The sequence below is a fragment of the Streptomyces sp. NPDC056738 genome, from assembly GCF_042790435.1.
In the GTDB taxonomy this organism is placed as follows: Bacteria; Actinomycetota; Actinomycetes; order Streptomycetales; family Streptomycetaceae; genus Streptomyces.
Genome location: NZ_JBHTZF010000022.1, coordinates 1 through 16,408 on the forward strand (window position 1 = coordinate 1; position 16,408 = coordinate 16,408).

Here is a 16,408-nt window from a genome sequence, read left to right on the forward strand (position 1 = left end):
CGGCCTGAAGGCCGTCCCCCTCCCCGCATCCGCGTCCGGTCCTCCTACGAGGCCCGGCGTCTGCTCACTCCGGGGGAGACCGCCACCCGGTCCACGCCCCAGAACAGCACGAGGACGAGCAGCGCGAGGACGGCCGTGACGGCGGCTCCGCCGGCCACCTTCTCGTAGTTGTGCTGGTAGAGGCCGTCCAGGATGTACCGGCCGACCCCGCCGAGGGACACGTAGGCCGCGATCGTGGCCGTGGAGACGATCTGGATCGTCGCCGAGCGCAGCCCGCTGAGGATCAGCGGCAGTGCCGCCGGAACCTCGACCTGGAACAGGATCCGCGCCTCCGGCATGCCCATGCCGCGGGCGGCGTCGACGGGGGAGGGGTCCACGGTGCGGATCGCCTCGTAGGTGGTGATGAGGACCGGCGGGACCGCCAGCACAACGAGCGGGATCATCACCGGCACGATGCCGAGGCCCAGCCACACGAACATCAGGACCAGGAGTCCGAAGGTCGGCAGCGCCCGGGCCCCCGCGGACAGGAAGGCGAGCGTGTTGCCGCCGCGCCCGGTGTGCCCGGTGACCAGCCCGATCGGCAGCCCGATGGCCGAGGCGATCGCGAGGGCCGCGGCCGTGTACTGGACGTGCTCCCAGACGCGCTGCGGGATGCCGTCGTAGCCGTGCCAGTGGGAACCGTCGCTGAAGAAGGCCTGCATGAAGTGCAGTACGTTCACGAGGCGGCCTCCGGGACGGGGGTGGCGTCCGCGGCCGTGGCCCCGAAGCGCCCGGTGCGGGCGGACGGGGGCTGCCAGGGGGTGAGCACCCGCCGCAGCAGGACCAGCAGGGCGTCGATCACGACCGCGAGGACGGCCAGGGTGACCACCGCGGTCACGGCCAGGCGCGGGCGGCCGTACAACTGGGCGTAGGTCAGCAGGTTCCCGAACGCGCCCTGGTTGCCGATCAGCGCGCCGACGCTCACCAGGCTGATGCTGGAGGCGACGGCCACTCGCAGTCCGGCCATGATGGCCGGTACGGCGATGGGCAGTTGGACCTGGAAGTAGCGGCGCGCGAGGCCGATGCCCATCGCCGAGGCGGCGGCGTTCGTCTCCTCGGGGACCGACCGGACCCCGTCGACGACCGCCGGGACGAGCACGACCAGGCTGTACAGACACAGCGGGATCATCACGGTGAGCCGGCTCAGCCCGGTGTAGTCGATGAGGACCACGAAGAAGGCGATCGAGGGGATCGCGTAGAGGATCGTCGAGGTCCACAGGACCGGCGCGTAGAGCCAGTCGAAGTGGACGCAGAGCAGTCCGATCGGCAGGGCCAGCAGCAGGCCGGCCAGCACGGGGACGAGCGCCTCCTCCATGTGGAGGGCGATCAGACCGCCGTAGCTGTGCTGGATGGCGCTCGGTATCTCGAAGAACTCGTTCATCGCGCGGCCTTCGCCGTCGGCGTCGCCAGCGGGGCGTCCGCCGCCCGCCGTCGCCGGGCCGACCGGATCGCCGCGGCGATCGTCTCCTGCCCGGCGACCCCGAGGACCGTCCCCGAACCGTCGACCGCCACGGCCAGGCCGGTCGGCGACAGCACGGCCCGGTCCAGGGCGATCCGCAGCGAGTCCCGGCCCACCTCGAAGGCCGGGCCGTACGGTTCGAGGTCCCCGACCTCTCCGCCCCAGCTCCCCGGGTCGGCCCAGCCGAGCGGCCGGCCGTCGGCGTCGGTGACCAGCACGGGCGCACCCACGGGCTCGCGTGCGGCGATCTCGCGCCAGTCGGAGCCGACGGAGAAGACCCGGGAGCGGTCGAGTTCGAGATCGTCGGTGCCCAGGAACGACAGGCCCCGGATGCCCCGGTCGGAGCCGAGGAACTGCTCGACGAACGGATCGGCCGGCGCCGAGAGGATCTCGTCCGGGGCCGCGAACTGGGCCAGCTTGCCGCCGGTCCGCAGCACGGCGATGCGGTCACCGATGGTGATCGCCTCGTCCATGTCGTGGGTGACGAAGACGATGGCCTTGCCCAGTTCGCTCTGGATGCGCAGCAATTCCTCCTGCAGTCCCCGGCGTACGACCGGGTCGACCGCGGAGAACGGCTCGTCCATCAGCAGGATGGGCGGATCGGCCGCCAACGCGCGGGCGACGCCGACCCGTTGCTGCTGACCGCCGGAGAGCTGGTACGGGTAGCGACGGGCCATGGCCGGGTCGAGGCCGACCCGTTCCATCAGTTCCGTGGCGCGTTCCCGCGCCCGCTGCTTGGACCAGCCGAGCAGCCGGGGCACCGTGGCGATGTTGTCGACGACGGTCCGGTGCTGGAAGAGTCCGGCGTTCTGGATGACGTAACCCATGGAGCGGCGCAGGGTGTTGACCGGGCGGCTGCGGATGTCCTCACCGTCGACCCGGATCGTGCCGCTGCTCGGCTCGATCATCCGGTTGATCATGCGGAGCGTGGTGGTCTTGCCGCAGCCCGAAGGTCCGACGAGAACGGTGATGGAGTGGTCCGGTATCTGGAGGGACAGGCGATCGACGGCCACCGTGCCGTCGGCGTATCGCTTGCTGACATCTTCGATGGCTATCAAGCGTCGAGAACCCTTCGGGAACGGCCTTGCCCGCGCGTGGCGCGGTGACGTGCACGAGGGTGCGTAGTCTAGTCAGACGATGTTCGTTCCCGGCCATGACAGATCGTGAATGTCGTGCGCGCGTCCGCCTTTTTCCGGGCGCGTCCCGCTTCCGGACCCCCTCGGCCTCCGCCCGGACCCGTCCGGTCCGGTGCCGACTCCCGCTCGTACGCGGGGAGTTCGGGTCAGCCCTCGGAACCGACGGGCCCCCGGCCCGCGGTGACCAGTTCGCGCGGACGCTCGCTCGTCCGCGGCTGGTGGGTCCGCTCGACGGGTACACCGCTGCCCTGCCGCCACAGCCAGCCGATGTCGCGGCCGAACGACCACACGAGCAGGGCGAGCGCGGTCAGCACGGCGGCCATCTCCGCGTCGTGCGGCAGCAGTCCGGAGCCCGCGACCAGCAGGATGACGCCCTGCAGCGCCGCCACCGTCTTGCGCGCCATGCTCGGCGGCAGCTCGCCGTTCAGCCACGGCAGCACCCGGGCGGCGGCGACGAACGCGTACCGCATCGTGCCGATCAGCAGCACCCACGGGCCGAGCGACATGGAGACGTACACGCTCAGCACGAGGATCAGGAACGCGTCCACCTCCATGTCGAAGCGGGCGCCCAGGGCCGACGACGTGCCGGTCCGCCGGGCCACCTTGCCGTCGACGCCGTCGAGGATCAGCGCGACCGCCGTCAGACCGACGAGCAGGCTCACCGGCGGCGAGCTCTCGAAGGAGTCCGCGACCAGCGCGGTGACACCGCCGACCAGGATCGCGCGGCCGAGCGTCACCCGGTTGGCGGGTCCGAAGGAGCGGGGCTGTGTGCGCCGCAGCGCGCGGGTCAGCACCGCCCAGGTGGCGAAGGCGAACACCAGACCGGTCAGCCAGCCCGCCGGCCCCATCCCGATCGCCGTGCCCAGCAGGGCCAGCACCAGGAGCTGCACACCGGCTCCCACCGTGGTCTCCTGCTGGGGGAGCCTTGCGCCGTACATGTTGTTCAGGGCCACCGCAGTTCCTCCGGCCGAATGACAGATTCGATCAACGCCGCGTACCGTGTGCGCGACTTGTCACTGCTCCGTACGTGAAGATCTGCGGAATCGTTCAGGGGAACGCTCATGGAACTCACAGCTCGCGCCTTCTGGCTCGCGTCTCCGGGCCACGGCGAGATCCGTGACGTCACCCTGAACGAGCCCGCGGACGGCGAGGTGCTCGTCCGTACGCTCTACTCGGGAGTCAGCAGAGGCACCGAGACCCTCGTGTTCCGCGGGGGAGTCCCGGAGAACCAGCACGCCTCGATGCGCGCGCCGTTCCAGGACGGGGACTTCCCCGCACCCGTGAAATACGGCTATCTGAGCGTCGGCCGGGTGGAGGAAGGACCCGAGCGGCTGCTCGGGCGGACGGTCTTCTGCCTCTACCCGCACCAGACGCGCTACGTCGTCCCGGTGAGCGCCGTGACCGTCGTACCCGAGTCGGTGCCCGCCTCCCGCGCCATCCTCGCGGGCACCGTCGAGACCGCGGTGAACGCTCTGTGGGACGCCGCCCCGCTCGTCGGCGACCGGATCGCCGTGGTCGGCGGCGGCATGGTCGGCTGCTCGGTCGCCGCGCTGCTCGCCCGCTTCCCCGGCGTACGCGTCCAGCTCGTCGACGCCGATCCGGCACGCGGTGCCGTCGCCCGTGCGCTCGGCGTCGACTTCGCGCTCCCCGAGGAGGCCGAGGGCGAACGCGACCTCGTCGTGCACGCCAGCGCCAGCGAGGCCGGACTCGACCTCTCCCTGCGCCTGCTCGCCCACGAGGGCACCGTCATCGAGCTGAGCTGGTACGGGGACCGCCGGATCGCCCTGCCGCTCGGCGAGGCCTTCCACTCCCGTCGGCTGACCCTGCGCAGCAGCCAGGTGGGTTCCGTCTCCCCCTCCGCCCGGGCCGGCCGCAGTTACGCGGACCGGCTGGCGCTGGCCCTCGACCTCCTCGCCGAACCGGCCTTCGACGCCCTGATCACCGGCGAGTGCTCCTTCGGCGAACTCCCCGACGTGATGGGGAAACTGGCCTCCGGATCGATACCCGCCCTGTGCCACCGAGTCGCCTACGAACAGGTTTGAGCCGACGAGAACCGGCCTGACCTCCACGGACTCCGAAGAAAGGGCGACGCGCGGCTGAACAAGGTGAACCGGGCAGCCGTACTACACGACGTGATCCCGGCAGGGGATCAGACGCACCGCACCTGGAGGGTCGTCCGTTGTTCAGCATCACCGTCCGCGATCACCTGATGATCGCCCACAGCTTCCGTGGCGAGGTCTTCGGACCCGCGCAGCGCCTCCACGGGGCGACGTTCCTGGTGGACGCCACCTTCCGTCGCCCCGAGCTGGACGACGACAACATCGTCGTCGACATCGGCCTGGCCACGCAGGAGCTCGGCGCCGTCGTGAGCGAGTTGAACTACCGCAACCTCGACAGCGAGCCGGACTTCAAGGACACCAACACCTCGACCGAGTTCCTGGCGAAGGTCATCGCCGACCGCCTCGCCGACCGCGTCCACGCCGGAGCCCTGGGCGCGGGCGCGCGGGGCCTCACCGGCATCACCGTCACCCTCCACGAGTCGCACATCGCCTGGGCGAGTTACGAGCGTGACCTGTGACCGACGTGACCCTCGACAAGGCCTCCCCGGTGTCCGGCCGTGCCGCGCAGGCCGCCGGATCCGGTGCCCTGAACTACGTGCCCGTGCAGAACGCGGCTCTCAAGAACGCCGAGATCATCCCCATGTCCCTGCGCACCGTGCACTTCGTCATGCCGGGCGGCGTCGACGACCCGGCCACGCCGAGCGGCGGCAACGCCTACGACCGCCGCCTGTGCCTGGACCTGCCCGGCTTCGGCTGGCACGTCCAGCGGCACATCCTCGCGGGCCAGTGGCCCCGCCCCGCCGCGGCGGCCCGTACGGAACTCGCCCGGACCCTGGCCGACCTGCCCGACGGCACGGTCGTCCTCCTCGACGGGATCGTCGCCTGCGGAGTCCCCGAGATCGTCGCCCCCGAGGCCGACCGGCTGCGTCTCGTCGTCCTCGTCCACCTGCCGCTCGGCGACGAGACGGGACTCGACCCCGCCGTGGCCGCCGAGCTGGACGCCCTGGAACGTACGACCCTGCGGGCCGTGTCGGCCGTCGTGGCCACCAGCGAATGGGCCGTGCGCCGGCTCGTCGCCCACCACGGCCTCGCCCCCGACCGCGTGCACGCCGCCGCGCCCGGCGCCGACATCGCGCCGGTCGCCTCCGGCACCGACGGTGTCTCGCGGTTGCTGTGTGTCGCCGCGGTGACCCCGCGCAAGGGCCAGCACCGGCTCATCGAAGCCCTCGCCACCGTCACCGACCTGCCCTGGAGCTGCGTCTGCGTCGGCGGACTCACCCAGGACCCGGCCTACGTCGACCATCTGCGCACCCTGATCGACCGGCACGGCCTCGGCGACCGGCTGCACCTCGCCGGACCCCAGGCCGGCGCCGAACTCGACGCCAGCTACGCGGCGGCCGACCTCATGGTCCTCACCTCGTACGCCGAGACGTACGGCATGGCCGTCACCGAGGCGCTGGCCCGCGGCATCCCCGTGCTCGCCACGGACGTCGGCGGAGTGCCCGAGGCCGTCGGACGCGCCCCCGACGGCGGAGTGCCCGGCATCCTCGTGCCCCCGGAGGACCCGGCGGCGCTCGCCGCCGAGCTGCGCGGCTGGTTCGGCGAGGCCGACGTGCGCCGCCGGCTCAAGGCCGCGGCGCGCGGACGGCGCGCCGCGCTCGACGGCTGGGCGACCACCGCGCGCAGCCTGGCCGGAGTGCTCGGCCGGCTGCCCCAGGAACCCCGGAGGGCGGCATGAGCACCGCCACGACGCCCGCGAGCGGGCCGGACTCCGGCATCCCCGAGCAGAAGGTGAGGACGGGCGTGCCCGGTCAGCGAGTCGGGGACCCTGACGCCGAAGAGGTGCGCTACGCACCGCAGTGGCTCCAGTTGCGCGAGCCCGCCGACGCGGCCGCGCGGGCGGTCGACCTGCTCGACCCGCTGCGCATCCGGCTGGCCAACCGGCCGGTCCGCGGCGGAGACCTGGCCATCCACGACCTCGGCTGCGGCACCGGCTCCATGGGCCGCTGGCTCGCGCCCCGGCTCGACGGCGCCCAGCACTGGATCCTGCACGACCGCGACCCGTACCTGCTGCACTTCGCCACGGTCGGGGCGCCCAAGGCGGCGGCCGACGGCAGCCATGTCGCCGTCACCACCCAGCGCGGCGACATCGGACGGCTGACGGCGGACGCCCTCGCCGGCGCCTCCCTGGTGACCGCCTCAGCGCTGCTCGACGTGCTCACCGCCGAGGAGATCGACCGGCTCGCCGCCGCCTGCGCCGGAGCGGGCGTGCCCGCCCTGCTGACGCTGTCCGTGGCCGGCCGGGTCGAGCTCACCCCCGCCGACCCGCTGGACGCCGAGATCACCGAGGCGTTCAACGCCCACCAGCGGCGCGGCGAACTGCTCGGCCCGGACGCCGTCACCGCCGCCTGCGACGCGTTCGCCCGCTACGGCGCGACCGTACGGGTGCACCCGAGCCCCTGGCGGCTCGGCCCCGACGAGGCCGCCCTCACCGCGGAGTGGCTGCGCGGCTGGGTCGGCGCGGCCGTCGAGGAACGCCCTGAGCTGGCCGAACGGGCCGAGGCCTACCTGGAGTCCCGGCTCGACGCCTGCGCCGCGGGCGAGCTGCGCGTGGTCGTGCACCACAGCGACGTGCTGGCGCTGCCCCACCCGGCCGGGGGTGCGGCGTGAGCGCGGGCCTGGAGACGCTGGGACCGGTCGCCGCCCCGGTGGCCGCGGCCCCGGAGCTCGACGGCCCGCACCTGAACCTCCCCGCGGAGTCCGGCGCCTCGCGGGCGCCCGGCCCGACGGACGCCGAGCCGGGACCCGTCCCGGCCGGCGGCTCCGGGAGCCCGGCGGCCGGCGCGGTCTCCCCCGCCCGGCGGGTGTGGGGCCGGGTGCGCGGGCACGTCGGCACCGCCGCCGGTGTCCTCATCCTCGGAGTGCTCCTGTGGCGGCTGGGTACCGGGGTGTTCGTGGACGGGCTGCGCAGGATCGACGCGACCACCCTGACGGTGGCCGTCGCCATCGGGCTGCTCACCACGGTGTTCAGCGCCTGGCGCTGGTGCCTCGTCGCACGCGAGCTGCGCATCGAACTCCCGCTGGGCGCGGCCGTCGCCGACTACTACCGCGCGCTGTTCCTGAACGCCGCGCTGCCCGGCGGGGTCCTCGGCGACGTGCACCGGGCCGTGCGGCACGGGCAGAGCGCCGGTGACATCGGCCGGGGGGTGCGCTCGGTGGTGCTCGAACGCACCGCGGGCCAGGCCGTGCTGGTGGCCGTCGGCGCGGTGGTGCTGCTCACCCAGCCCTCACCCGTCCTCGCACAGGCCCGGGAGACCGCGCTGGTCCTCGTGATCGCCGCGGTGTGCGGCGCGACGGCCTTCGCCGTCGTCCGCGGGCGGCGGACGACGTCCGGCACCGGACGGCGCTACGGAGCCGTCCGCGGCGCACTCGTGGAGGCCCGGGGCGCCCTGCTGGCCCGGCGGAGCTGGCCCGGCGTGACGCTCTCGTCGGTCCTGGTACTCGCCGGCCATCTGGCGATGTTCGTGCTCGCCGCCCGGGCCGCCGGGTCCGGCGCGTCGGTCCTCCGGCTGATGCCGCTGGCGCTGCTGGCGCTGCTGGCCATGGGACTGCCGCTGAACGTCGGCGGCTGGGGCCCCCGCGAGGGAGCCACCGCCTGGGCGTTCGGCGCCGCCGGGCTCGGCGCCGGGACGGGCCTGACCGTCGCGGTGATCTACGGCGTCCTCAGCCTCGCGGCGAGCCTGCCCGGCGCCGTGGTCCTGGTCGTCCGCTGGGGTGCCTCGCTCCGGCGCTCCCGCGAGGAGAGCGCGGGAGGGTCCGGTCAGTGCAGCGTCTCGGACGTCACCAAGGAGAAGTACGCCCCGAAGGCCTCGGTCAGCCCGGCGAGGAGTTCCTTCCCCTTCTCGGCGCCGGCCATCGAGGGACGGCCGATGACCCCGGACTCGGTATAGCCCGCCATGCCGAGAGTGAGCAGATGCCGACGGTCGTCGGCCACGAAATCGGAGGTCTCATAACCGTCTTTGACGCATTCCGGATGGGCATGCAGGAGAATGGACGTCTCGATTTCTCCCGCGTGCATATCAGTGAGCAACGACGTCTGCACACCGGCCCGTTCACACGCGCCCTCCCAGTCCTCCATGGCAGGGAAAAGCGCCATGCGCGTACCGGTGCCCGCGGATTCCTGAACCACATTGCCCAGTACGTAATTTCCGCCGTGCCCGTTGACCACGACCAGCGTGTCGACGCCGGAGCGCCGCAACGAGGCGGCGATGTCCCGGACGACGGCGTACAGCGTGACGGCGGAAATGCTGACGGTGCCCGGCCAGGCCGCGTGCTCGTGCGAGCAGGAGATCGTCACCGGAGGAAGAAGATGCACCGGATAGGCGGCCGCGATCTCCCGCGCGATGGCGCACGCCACCAGTGTGTCGGTCGTCAGGGGAAGGTACGCGCCGTGCTGTTCGAGGCTGCCTACGGGAAGGACGGCGACCTGGCGGGCGACACCGGCCCCCCGCTCGCGGACATCCTCCGTGGTGTCCAGTGACAGCACACCGGACTCCATCACGCGTGTTCCCGAACTACTCATCTTTCACGGCCCTTTCGACTCTGCTTAGGAACCAGATCATGACAGATAACTTTGGCGTACTCGGCGGGAATGCCCACCTCACAGGTGTCGAACGAGTCGTGATTGCCCCGCTCCCCACCGAGTACGGCTTTTTCCACGCCGTCGGCTTCCTCGACCACGACCGCGGTGAGGAACAAGTCGTCCTCGTGCACGGCGACTTGGACACGCTCGGAAAGGGCGACGTCCTGACCCGGCTGCATTCCGAATGCCTGACGGGCGACTCCTTCGCGTCCCAGCACTGCGAGTGCGGCCCCCAGCTCACCGCCTCGCTGCGCGCCATCGTGGCCGAGGGCCGCGGCATCCTCGTCTACCTGCGCGGCCACGAGGGCCGGGGCATCGGCCTGCTCGCCAAGCTCAAGGCGATGAAGCTCCAGGCGGAAGGCCTCGACACCGTCGAGGCGAACGAGGCCCTCGGGCTGCCCGTGGACGCCCGCGACTACCGGGTGGCCGCGGAGATGCTGCACGACCTCGGCGTACGGTCCGTGCGGCTGCTGTCGAACAACCCGCGCAAGCGCGAGTCGCTGCTGCGCCACGGCATCAAGGTGGCCGAGCAGGTGCCGCTCCTCATACCGCCGTGCGAGGACAACCTCACCTACCTGCTGACCAAGCGGGAGCGCCTCGACCACTACCTGCCGCACCTGGACGGCGAGGAGTGGGCGAAGGCGATCTTCGCCGGAGAGGCCAAGACGGTCGTCACCGAGGAATGACGGACGCCGACGACCACAGCGGCACGACGGGGACGAAGGCGGCGGCGCGGGGGCCGAGGATCCGGACGGCACCCCTGCGCAGCGCCGGCTTCCGGCGGTTCGCGCTGGCGAGTCTGATCTCGGCCACGGGATCGGCGATGGCGCCGCTCGCACTGGCCTACGCGGTGATCGGCCAGGGCGGCGGAGCCGGATCGCTCGGCGTGGTGCTCGCCGTGAACACCGTTCCGACCGTCGCCTTCCTGCTGGTGGGCGGGGTGCTCGCGGACCGGATGTCCCGCAGCCGGATCCTGCTGGGCGGCAATCTGACCGCGGCCCTGGCCCAGGGGGCGCTCGCCGTCATCGTGCTGACCGGCGCGGCCTCCACGACGTCCATCGCCGCCTGCGGCTTCCTCTCGGGAGTCGCCGTGGCGTTCACCGTGCCCGCGGGCCAGGGCGTGGTGAACCAGTTGGTCGGACCCGAGCATCTCCAGCAGGCGAACGCGCTGGTCCGGCTGCCGACCAACGCCGTACGGGTGCTCGGACCCGTGGCCGGCGGGCTGGTCGTCGCCCTCTGCGGACCGGGCTGGGCACTGACCTGGGACGCGCTCTCGTTCCTGATCGCGGCCCTGCTGCTGCACGGACTGCGGCTGGACGCGCCCGTCACCGCGGGCGGTGTCCTCGGCGATCTGCGGGCGGGCTGGTCCGGCTTCCGCTCCCGCACCTGGCTGTGGACGTACACGGTGGCCGGGACGGTCGTGGTCGCCGCCTGGCTGGCCGGATTCCAGATGCTCGGGCCGGTCCTCGCCGTGCGGCTCTACTCCGGAGCGGGCTCCTGGGGCCTGGTGCAGGGCGCGTTCGCGCTCGGGCTGCTGACGGGCGCGCTGGTGTGCCTGTGGTGGAGGCCGTACCGGCTGCTCGCCGTCGCCGTCTGCACCGCCTCCCTGCTCTTTCTGCCGTTGACGGCGATGGGGCTCGCGCTGCCGCTGCCCGCCGTCCTCGGCGCCGCGCTCCTCGCGGGCATCGGCCTCGACATCGCCATCGTCGCCTGGACCACCGCCTTCCAACTGCACGTTCCCGAGCACGAACTGGGCCGAGCGGCCGCGTTCAACAGCGTCGGGGAGCGCTGCGCGATCCCGCTGGGCTATCTGCTCGCCGGGTCGGCCGCCGGTGCCTGGTCGGACCGGCAGGTGCTGCTGGTCTGCGCGGGAGTGATCGTGGCGACGACGCTGCTCAACCTGTGCGTACGGGACGTGTACCGCGTCAACCGGACCACTCCGCGGTGATCAGGACCGTACCGCCCGGTGCACCAGGCGCTTGAGATCCGGGAACACCGAGTGCGCGCCTTTCGGGCGCAGTTGGCTCAGGAACTGCACGGTCAGATCGCGCCGCGGGTCGACCCAGAAGGTCGTGGTGGCCACCCCGCTCCAGCCGAACGCGCCCTCGACGGAAGGGGACCGGGTGATCGCCGGGTCCACCACGACGGACACGCCCAGGCCGAAACCGAGGCCGGCGTTGCCCGGTTCCTGGTGGACGGGGCTGCCGAAGGAACGCCGGTCCGCGTTGCCGGGCAGGTGGTTGGCCGCCATCAGGTCCACGGTCCCGGGGCGCAGCAGACGGGTTCCGTCGAGTTCGCCGCGCCGCCGGAGCATCTCCATGAAGCGGTGGTAGTCGTGGGCCGTGGCGACCATGCCCCCGCTGCCCGAGAGGAAGCGGGGCCTGCCGTGCAGCGGGAGACCGGCGATCGGGACGAGCCGTCCGTCGTCGTCCTGCCCGTACAACTCGGCCAGTCTGCGCGCCTGTTCGTCGCTCACCTGGAAGCCGGCGTCCGTCATCCCGAGCGGACCGAGGACGCGCCGCCGCAGGAAGACGTCGAGGTCCTCGCCGGACACCACCTCGATGACGCGGCCGAGGACGTTGGTGGCCACCGAGTAGTTCCACCGGGTGCCCGGCTCGAACTGGAGCGGCAGCCGCGCGTACACCTCGCAGGTCTCGGCCAGGTCGGCGCCCGGTGCCACGGACGACTCCACACCGGCGTCGCGGTAGAGCCCGTCGACGGGATGCGCGTGGTAGAAGCCGAAGGTCAGACCCGCCGTGTGGGTCAGCAAGTGGCGGATCAGGACGGGCTGTTCGGCTGGCCGGGTCGTCGTGTCCGGCCCCGCCCCCGCGACGTACACCCGTGGTTCGGCGAAGGCGGGAAGGAAGTCGGCCACCCGGTCGTCGAGTCCGAGGCGGCCCTCCTCGACGAGCATGAGCGCGGCGACCGAGGTGACCGGCTTGGTCATGGAGTAGATCCGCCACATCGTGTCGCTCTCCACCGGAAGCCCCGCCGCACGGTCGCGCCGCCCGTACGTGGTGAGGTGGGCGACCCGTCCGTGCCGGGAGACGGCGACCAGGAAGCCGGGGAGGCTGCCCTCGTCGACCAGGGCGGCGAAGTGCCGGTCGAGCCGGTCCAGTGCCCCGGGGTCGAGGCCGACGGATCCCGGCTCGACTTCCTGTCGCAGATCTCCCATGGTTCTCCTCTGGACCGCGGCTCGTGTCCCTCATCGTCCCAAACGGGCTGGTGACGCGTCGGCCGGGCGTCCCCCGGCGGTGCTCACGGACTGCTTGTGCCCCGGAAGCCTCAGGGCGAGCAGTGTTCCCGTCGCCGCGAACACCGCGAGCACGGCGAGCGGGGGACCGACGGCGGCGCCGGGTGTCAGCGACATCAGCGTGGCCGCCACCGCGATCCCCAGCGTGGGGCCGATGTTCATCGCCGTCTGCTGCAGGCCGCCCGCCACACCGGCCGAGGCCGCGGGGGCGTGCCGTACCGCGACCGCCGTCGTCGTCACCATCACCGTCACGAAACCGGCGCCCAGCAACAGGAAACCGCAGGCGACGGGCACGGCCGTCGACGCCGGCCCCAGCCGGGCCAGGAGCAGGACACCGAGCGTGAGGACGAGCGTTCCGGCCACGGCGGTGCGGCGCGGGCCGAACCTGCGCATCAGGACGGCGGCGAGCGGAGCGCCGAGCACCATCGTCACCCCGGCGGGCAGCGCCCGCAGGCCGGTCTCCTGCGGGTCGAGGCCCAGGGTGCGCTGGAGGAAGTAGCTGGCGGCGAACAGGGTGCCGAGCATCGCGGCGGACACGGCCACCAGGATGCCGAGCGCGGCGCCGATGGTCGCCGAGCCGAGGATCTCGGCCGGCACCAGGGGGCTCGCGGCCCGGCGCTGGCGGCGGACGAACGCGGTGCCGGCGACGGCCACCACGGCAAGCCCGGCCGTGGTCCGCGCCGTCCAGCCGGTCCCGGGCACGGCGACCAGGGTGTGCACCAGGGCGACCAGGGCGAGAGTGAGCAGGCAGGCGCCCGGCACGTCCAGACGGTCGGCCGCCGCGCGACGGCCGGTCCGGGGCTCAGGGACGGTCGCGGGCCGCACGGCCAGGGCCGCCACGCCCATCGCCAGCGCGGGCGGCACGTTCAGGAGGAAGACCGACCGCCATCCGAAGTGGGCCACCAGCGCGCCGCCCAGCAGCGGACCCGCGGCCGCGGCGATCCCGATGGCGCTCGCCCGCAGCGCGATGGGCGTGCCGAGCCGGTCGGGCGGGTACGCGGCGCGCAGCATGCCGAGCGTGGCCGGCTGGAGCAGCGCGCCGAAGACGCCCTGCGCGACCCGCAGCGCGATCACCCAGCCGATGCCGGGCGCGAGGGCGATGCCCGCGGACGCCGCCCCGAAGCCCAGGATGCCGAGCGCGAAGATCCTTTGATGCCCGTGCCGGTCCCCGAGGCGTCCCGCGAACACCAGCAGGCCCGCCACCGCGATGAGATACCCGGTGCTGGTCCACTGCACCTGGGCGAACGAGGCGCCCAGGTCGTGCTGGAGGGTGGGCTGCGCGACGGTGAGGACCGTGCCGTCGAGGGCGACGATCACGGCGCCGACGACGCTGCTCGCGAGGGTGATCCGGCGGTGGGCGGTCATCCTTCCTCCGGTCCGAGGTGTGCGTCGAGCGCGGCCTTCAGCAGGGGGGTGACGTCCTCGGCGTCCGTGGCGAGCTGCAGGCTTCCCCAGCCCCACAGTTGGGCGATGCCGTGCAGGTTCGCCCAGAGGGCGCCGGCGAGGATCCGCGCGTCGGCCTCGGGACGCACCCGTCCGACGAGCTCCACCAGCGTCCCGAACAACGGCAGACTGGTCTCACGGAGGCCCAACCGGTTGCTCTCCAGCAGGTCGTGACGGAACATCAGCTCGTACATGCCGCCCTGGGACAGCGCGAAGTCCAGGTACGCCGTCGCGAGGGCGGTGAGCCGGGCCCGGGGGTCGGCCTCCGTGCCGCCGACCGCCTTCGCGGCCCGGTCCTGGAGGTCGGTGAAGCCGCGGCGCGCGATGGCGGACAGCAGTTCCCCGTGCGTCGGGAACCAGCGGCGCGGAGCGCCGTGCGAGACCCCCGCCCGTCGGGCGATCTCCCGCAGCGTCAGCGCCTGAGCGCCCTCCGCCGTCACGAGTTCGACCCCGACGTCGATCAGCCGCGTCCGCAGGCCGGTGGCTTCCAGCTCGTTCATGGACACTGTCTACCAGCCGGGAGTAGACAGTGTCTACGGGATGACGTGACGCATCCGGAGCGTTGACGCGGATATGACCGATGAAGAGACCCAGGACGCACTGCTGAAGCTGCTCTCCGAGTACAAGGGCGGAGTGCTCGTCACCCTCAAGAAGGACGGCCGGCCCCAGCTCTCGAACGTCAGTCACGTGTACTACCCCGACGAGGGAGTCGTCCGCGTGTCGCTCACCGACGACCGCGCCAAGACCCGCAACCTGCGCCGGGACCCACGTGCCTCGTACCACGTGACCAGCGCGGACCGGTGGGCGTACACGGTCGTCGAGGGCACGGCCGAGCTGACGCCGGTCGCGGCGGACCCGCACGACGAGACCGTCGAGGAGCTCATCCGGCTCTACCGGGACGTCCTCGGCGAACATCCCGACTGGGACGACTACCGCGCGGCGATGGTCCGCGACCGCCGGCTGGTGCTCAGACTCCACGTGGAGCGGGCGTACGGCATCCCGTCACGCTGAACCGCGGGGGGCCGCCGACTCGGCGGCGCGGTCCGCGGTCAGATAGGCGATGACCATGTCGCCGAGCATCGCGCGATAGTGCTCCCGCTGGTCCGGGGCGGTCAGATCGCGGCCGAACAGGGCGCCGAACGTATGCCGGTTGGAGACCCGGAAGAAGCAGAAGGCGCTGATCATCGCGTGCAGGTCCACCGGGTCGACGTCCGCGGTGAACAGCCCCGACGCGCGGCCGGCCGCCAGGATCCGGCCGATCACGTCGAGCGCTGGCGAGCCGATCCTGCCCAGGGCCGCGGAGTCCGTGATGTGTTCGGCCTCGTGGATGTTCTCGATGCTCACCAGACGGATGAAGTCGGGGTGCGCCTCGTGATGGTCGAAGGTCAGCTCGGCGAGCCGGCGGATCGCCGCGACCGGGTCCAGGCCCTCGACGTCCAGCTCCTGCTCGGCCTCCCGGATCGCCGAGTAGGCACGCTCCAGGACCGCCGTGAAGAGCCGCTCCTTGCCGCCGAAGTAGTAGTAGATCATCCGTTTGGTGGTGCTGGTGCGGGCGGCGATCTCGTCGACCCGGGCACCCGCGAACCCGGCGCGGGAGAACTCCTGGGTCGCCACGTCGAGGATCTCGGCTCTGGTACGGGCGGCGTCGCGGATGCGCCCGCCAGGTCGTGCCGGTTCTTCGACGCTGGTCATCGGGTTCCTTCGGGCGAGACGGTCGGTGCCCGCGATTCTAGAAGCGCCGAACCGCGGGCTCGGCACGCTCCACCGTACGAACGCGCGACGCCCCGGTGCGTCCCGCCGCGCGGCGGGACGCACCGGGGCGCTGAACGACGGCGGCCCGGAGGGGGCGTCCTTACAGGTCGAACTCGTGCGGCGGCAGGTCGAGCGTGAAGCACGCCTCGCGCACGACGGCCTGCTCGGTCTTGTCGAAGTCGCCGTCGGCACCGCCGATGACGATGCCGATCTGGATGACGGCGCGCGCCTCGGCGGGCTTCTTCTTCGCCTTGGCGATCTCCTGGAGAACGCCGACCTTGCCGAGGGCGAAGTCGGCGGTCAGCTTGTTCAGGTTGTCGTCGAAACGGCGCTGGAGGTCCACGGCGTCGAAGTTCTGCAGGACCTCGTTCGTCGCGATGAGCTGCGCCACACGCTGCCGCTCGGACGGGTCGATCGAGCCGTCCGCCGCCGCGACCAGGGCGCACATGGCCATGCTCGCGTCGCGGAAGGCGCCGCTCTTGAGATCGTTCTTCTTCGCCACGAGCTGGGTCTGCATCGTCGACGCGGACTCCTTGATGCGGTCCCACAGGGCCATGAGAACTCCAGAGGTAGTCAAGAGCCCGGTCCGCCCGGGCGGGCGGACCGGAAAGCTCCTCGGTTGTA

Annotated in this window: 17 protein-coding genes and 1 pseudogene; 8 read left to right on the plus strand and 10 right to left on the minus strand. The window is 72.4% G+C overall.

The annotated features are described in order from the left end of the window. Positions 1 to 44: 44 nt before the first annotated feature. The 4 genes from ACFRIC_RS37775 to ACFRIC_RS37790 form a co-directional block, all read right to left on the minus strand. Entirely contained in the window at positions 45 to 719 is a 675-nt protein-coding gene (locus tag ACFRIC_RS37775; RefSeq protein ID WP_382796012.1) for an ABC transporter permease, read from the minus strand. After that, a complete protein-coding gene (locus tag ACFRIC_RS37780) occupies positions 716 to 1,420 on the minus strand; it encodes an ABC transporter permease (protein WP_382796015.1) in 705 nt (234 codons plus the stop codon). Before ACFRIC_RS37780 ends, ACFRIC_RS37775 begins: the two co-directional genes overlap by 4 nt. Next, the gene (locus ACFRIC_RS37785; RefSeq protein WP_382796017.1) at positions 1,417 to 2,556 is read right to left on the minus strand and encodes an ABC transporter ATP-binding protein; all 1,140 of its coding nucleotides are present in this window, start codon (positions 2,554 to 2,556) and stop codon (positions 1,417 to 1,419) included. The genes ACFRIC_RS37780 and ACFRIC_RS37785 overlap by 4 nt, the downstream gene beginning before the upstream one ends. A gap of 224 nt (positions 2,557 to 2,780) precedes the next feature. After that, positions 2,781 to 3,587, minus strand: coding sequence for a CDP-alcohol phosphatidyltransferase family protein (locus ACFRIC_RS37790; protein WP_382796019.1), 807 nt, complete (start codon positions 3,585 to 3,587; stop codon positions 2,781 to 2,783). 108 nt (positions 3,588 to 3,695) lie between these two features. Here ACFRIC_RS37790 and ACFRIC_RS37795 point away from each other — a divergent pair, with 108 nt between their 5' ends. The 5 genes and pseudogenes from ACFRIC_RS37795 to ACFRIC_RS37815 all read left to right on the plus strand — a co-directional run. Further along, positions 3,696 to 4,676: an FAD-dependent oxidoreductase gene (locus ACFRIC_RS37795; protein ID WP_382796021.1), complete on the plus strand. Its 981-nt coding sequence runs from the start codon at positions 3,696 to 3,698 to the stop codon at positions 4,674 to 4,676. 137 nt (positions 4,677 to 4,813) lie between these two features. Further along, on the plus strand, positions 4,814 to 5,212 hold the full coding sequence (locus tag ACFRIC_RS37800) for a 6-pyruvoyl tetrahydropterin synthase family protein (RefSeq protein WP_382796023.1): 399 nt from the start codon (positions 4,814 to 4,816) through the stop codon (positions 5,210 to 5,212). After that, complete coding sequence (locus ACFRIC_RS37805; protein WP_382796025.1) at positions 5,209 to 6,432, plus strand: glycosyltransferase family 4 protein; 1,224 nt, start codon at positions 5,209 to 5,211, stop codon at positions 6,430 to 6,432. The genes ACFRIC_RS37800 and ACFRIC_RS37805 overlap by 4 nt, the downstream gene beginning before the upstream one ends. Further along, entirely contained in the window at positions 6,429 to 7,364 is a 936-nt protein-coding gene (locus ACFRIC_RS37810) for a class I SAM-dependent methyltransferase (protein ID WP_382796026.1), read from the plus strand. Before ACFRIC_RS37805 ends, ACFRIC_RS37810 begins: the two co-directional genes overlap by 4 nt. Before the next feature lie 284 nt (positions 7,365 to 7,648). Then, positions 7,649 to 8,377, plus strand: a pseudogene (locus ACFRIC_RS37815) (lysylphosphatidylglycerol synthase domain-containing protein); the annotation flags it as partial. 137 nt (positions 8,378 to 8,514) lie between these two features. Here ACFRIC_RS37815 and ACFRIC_RS37820 read toward each other — a convergent pair. Then, positions 8,515 to 9,276 carry a creatininase family protein gene (locus tag ACFRIC_RS37820; RefSeq protein WP_382796029.1) on the minus strand — a complete coding sequence of 254 codons (762 nt, stop codon included), beginning with the start codon at positions 9,274 to 9,276 and terminating at the stop codon, positions 8,515 to 8,517. A 38-nt stretch (positions 9,277 to 9,314) separates the two neighbouring features. On the opposite strand from ACFRIC_RS37820, the gene ribA reads away from it, so the two are divergent. Together ribA and ACFRIC_RS37830 are read left to right on the plus strand one after the other, a co-directional pair. Further along, on the plus strand, positions 9,315 to 10,022 hold the full coding sequence (gene ribA / locus ACFRIC_RS37825; RefSeq protein ID WP_382796031.1) for a GTP cyclohydrolase II: 708 nt from the start codon (positions 9,315 to 9,317) through the stop codon (positions 10,020 to 10,022). Further along, positions 10,019 to 11,284: an MFS transporter gene (locus ACFRIC_RS37830; protein ID WP_382796033.1), complete on the plus strand. Its 1,266-nt coding sequence runs from the start codon at positions 10,019 to 10,021 to the stop codon at positions 11,282 to 11,284. The genes ribA and ACFRIC_RS37830 overlap by 4 nt, the downstream gene beginning before the upstream one ends. Here the strand turns inward: ACFRIC_RS37830 and ACFRIC_RS37835 are convergent, their stop codons facing one another. The 3 genes from ACFRIC_RS37835 to ACFRIC_RS37845 are packed head-to-tail and all read right to left on the minus strand — an operon-like array spanning position 11,285 to position 14,532. Next, a complete protein-coding gene (locus ACFRIC_RS37835) occupies positions 11,285 to 12,511 on the minus strand; it encodes a serine hydrolase domain-containing protein (protein WP_382796035.1) in 1,227 nt (408 codons plus the stop codon). A gap of 30 nt (positions 12,512 to 12,541) precedes the next feature. Beyond that, positions 12,542 to 13,954: an MFS transporter gene (locus tag ACFRIC_RS37840; RefSeq protein ID WP_382796037.1), complete on the minus strand. Its 1,413-nt coding sequence runs from the start codon at positions 13,952 to 13,954 to the stop codon at positions 12,542 to 12,544. Further along, positions 13,951 to 14,532 carry a TetR/AcrR family transcriptional regulator gene (locus tag ACFRIC_RS37845; protein WP_382796039.1) on the minus strand — a complete coding sequence of 194 codons (582 nt, stop codon included), beginning with the start codon at positions 14,530 to 14,532 and terminating at the stop codon, positions 13,951 to 13,953. The genes ACFRIC_RS37840 and ACFRIC_RS37845 overlap by 4 nt, the downstream gene beginning before the upstream one ends. Positions 14,533 to 14,605: 73 nt before the next feature. On the opposite strand from ACFRIC_RS37845, the gene ACFRIC_RS37850 reads away from it, so the two are divergent. Beyond that, positions 14,606 to 15,043, plus strand: a complete 438-nt coding sequence (locus tag ACFRIC_RS37850; protein WP_382796041.1) for a PPOX class F420-dependent oxidoreductase — start codon at positions 14,606 to 14,608, stop codon at positions 15,041 to 15,043. Here the strand turns inward: ACFRIC_RS37850 and ACFRIC_RS37855 are convergent. Together ACFRIC_RS37855 and ACFRIC_RS37860 are read right to left on the minus strand one after the other, a co-directional pair. Next, on the minus strand, positions 15,035 to 15,724 hold the full coding sequence (locus tag ACFRIC_RS37855; RefSeq protein WP_382796043.1) for a TetR family transcriptional regulator: 690 nt from the start codon (positions 15,722 to 15,724) through the stop codon (positions 15,035 to 15,037). The two genes, ACFRIC_RS37850 and ACFRIC_RS37855, sit on opposite strands and share 9 nt — an antisense overlap. A 160-nt stretch (positions 15,725 to 15,884) precedes the next feature. Then, entirely contained in the window at positions 15,885 to 16,340 is a 456-nt protein-coding gene (locus ACFRIC_RS37860) for a tellurite resistance TerB family protein (protein ID WP_382796045.1), read from the minus strand. Positions 16,341 to 16,408: the final 68 nt, after the last annotated feature.